Source organism: Microcoleus sp. FACHB-1515 (assembly GCF_014696105.1).
GTDB lineage: Bacteria > Cyanobacteriota > Cyanobacteriia > Elainellales > Elainellaceae > JAAUTJ01.
The window spans coordinates 1-2,866 of record NZ_JACJPO010000082.1 but is presented as its reverse complement, the minus strand read 5'-3'; the positions used below and the strand labels follow the sequence as shown (position 1 = coordinate 2,866).

Sequence of the window (2,866 nt, the reverse complement as noted above, 5' to 3'; positions counted from 1 at the left end):
TGTTGAGTCATGAGCAGACGGCTAAAGGTGGAGTCAAGGCCAAGCGCAAGAAGGCTGGCTGGAACAATGATTACTTAGCGAAGGTTCTAGCTCAATAAGATGCGTTTGCCCTATGCTCTGCTTCCGCTTGCTTGCGCTCGGTCATGTCGTAGAGCATACTCAACAAACAAGCTTCTTCGTGCAGCTCAATTCTTTCAAACGAGGCCATGCCCTCGCGGACATGACCAGAGCGAGTCCGAAATGGCGCATCAATTTGTACCGATTGCTGATGCTGCAATTGCGCCACCAATCGATCGCGATCGGCTGGGTTTGCCCAAATCGATAACTCGCTCGAAGTGTGGCCGAGTAGATCTTCACGACTGTAGCCCAGCAGATTCAAAAAGCTGGAGTTTGCATCTAAAAATCGTCCATCTTCTAATGTCGAAATTGAGCAAGCGATCGGATTAGAATGAAACGCTTTGAAGAACTGTTCTTGACTTTGCTGCAAAGCTGCTTCTGCCGCAATTCGCTCCATAATTTCAATTTCTAAAGAAGCGTTTGCAGCAACTAATTCCGCTGTTCGTTCTTTCACTCGAAATTCCAGTCCTTCATAAGTACGGCGTTTTTCTTCTTCTGCCCATTTTCGCTGCACTTCGGTCGCGGCGCGAGCCGCAAATACCTGCATCAACGCTTGTTTTTGCTCGTTCAACTGAAGCGGTTCGACATCAACAATGCACAAGCTGCCAATCACTTGCTGGTGGGCATCAAGCAACGGCACACCAACGTAGCTTTCGGCACTCAGTAATTTTAGAAGGGGAAAATTGGGAAAAGTTTGCTGTAGGCCATCTGGATAAACCTGAAGTTGCCCGTGCTTGACTACGCATTCACACGGCCCCCCTGCCAACGCATACTCGAAGTTCTCAGCCAGTCGATCGCCCGACCAGAATGCCAAAGTTCGCAATGCGTCCAGGGAATCGTTTACTTTTTCGGAGACCATCACATAGCGCACATTCAGCGCGATCGCCAAATTTTCAACCAAAGCGGGAAAGAAGTCTTGTCCGGTCACAGAAGCAGTTCCGGCTACGATCGCTCGCAGCGCTTCTTCGGTTCGTTGCCGTTCTGCAATCTGCTTTTCTAATTCTCGATTGATGATTTCAAGCTGCTGGGGGCTTTTTAGCGATAGAAACTGCGGAAACAGTTCGACCAGTTGCAAAGCAGTATAGCAAGATACAAAAGCTGTTAGTGCCCGTTCAACGCCCGAAACCCAATAGGCGGGATGCCACAGCGTCCAAATGTCGAGCAAATGTCCGGTTCCGCAGAGAATGATGAACAGGCTGAACAGAACGAATACTTCAGAAAACGGCACGTCTGACCGCTTTCGCACGAAGTAGAGCAGGATGGCTGGAATTGAGAAGTAGGCGATCGCCACTAGCGCATCACTCAAGACATGCAGCCACACCAGCGGCGTCTGCCACAAGTAGCAGTGCCCGTGCGGAATATATTGACTTGGCGACAGCAAATTCCGAATCAGTTCCAGCATGATTTTTCTACAAGAACGACAAACCCAAAAACGATTTACGCAGGATCTCTATGCTGCAATCATCAGCGATCGCTGTAGTTTTGCCATTCGTCATTCAGCGGAATTTGCCTCGTATGTTGAATTCTTTGGCGTAATCTGCTGCGGCAACAGGTAGAAAGGCAACTCAATTAGTCCGGTAAAAATGAAAACCTTTCGGTTCAGTCGGAATGACGAACATCAATCGATCGCGAGGGCGGGTTTTCAAAGTTCCAGGAGTGGAGGGTGTGCGATCGCTCCCCCTCAATCCCCCTTCTAGAGGGGAACTTTGAGTGGTGGTTCGGCTCCCTCCTTTGCAAGGAGAGTTGGGGAGGATCGCAGCCTTTTGATGCACGGCCTAGATCCTCTTCTCCTAAAGGAAGAAAAGTGGAGCAATAGTGCTCAAATTGTTGCATTTGTTACTCTAATTGGCAAATCAGATAAGAAGGTTAAGCTAGATATTTAAGCGGAAAGAAAAGCGAGTTTAGCAATACTTGCAAAGTTCACACAGAACCGATCGCCTAACAGGATGGATACACGGTTTCCTGTGGCGCTCTCTGCATAGCTGTCCTGCGATCGCTTCAGTTGCCTACTTAAATGTTTGCTAACTGTCTAAACTTCCCTGGTCTTCTTGCCACTATTCAAATTACTCTATAAGCCATCTCATTGAACATTGCGAAAAACTGCGTTCATTCGTGAAATTCTAGCGAACTATCATTGGCTTGCACACGGAAGTTACTGCATTGAACGTTGCCTTTGGGAACTGTTTTGCTCTGCTTGGGAAGTAAGAATGTTGAACATTTTGCTATCAAGCTGAGCAGTCGATCGAATTGACGAATTCGCCTCGTCTTCCGCTTAACCATTAATTTTGGCGTTGTTTGGAGTTGATGAAATGCCTCTGATTAAACGATGTATTGCTGAGTTCTTTGGCACCTTTTGGCTCGTCCTGGGTGGCTGCGGGAGCGCCGTGCTCGCCGCTTCCTTCACCAGCGATGGCGCGACCATCGCTGACAACACGCTGTTCCCCCTGGGCATCGGACTGGTCGGCGTCTCGCTCGCTTTCGGCCTAACCGTGCTGACGATGGCTTATGCCGTCGGTCATGTTTCGGGCGGTCACTTCAACCCGGCTGTCTCCTTCGGCCTGTGGGCAGGCAAGCGCTTTCCTGCGGGCGACCTGCTGCCCTACATCGTCGCTCAGGTGCTCGGCGCGATCGTGGCAGGCGGCACGATCTACCTCATTGCCAGCGGACGCGACGGCTTCACGCTCACGGGCGGCAATCCGCTGGCAACCAACGGCTATGGCGTGCACTCGCCCGGTGGCTACGGCTTGTT

Annotated in this window: 2 protein-coding genes; one reads left to right on the top strand and one right to left on the bottom strand. The window is 50.3% G+C overall.

What is annotated here, in order from left to right:
* Positions 1–91: 91 nt before the first annotated feature.
* Positions 92–1,519, bottom strand: a complete 1,428-nt coding sequence (locus H6F67_RS26495; RefSeq protein ID WP_190769661.1) for a PAS domain S-box protein — start codon at positions 1,517–1,519, stop codon at positions 92–94.
* A 907-nt stretch (positions 1,520–2,426) separates the two neighbouring features.
* On the opposite strand from H6F67_RS26495, the gene H6F67_RS26490 reads away from it, so the two are divergent.
* A partial coding sequence (locus H6F67_RS26490) for an aquaporin (RefSeq protein ID WP_190764033.1) occupies positions 2,427–2,866 on the top strand: 440 nt, incomplete at its 3' end.

Excerpts from the sequence above, each read along its gene's own strand:
- H6F67_RS26495 (WP_190769661.1), bottom strand. The coding sequence starts at position 1,519 with ATGCTGGAACTGATTCGGAATTTGCTGTCGCCAAGTCAATATATTCCG.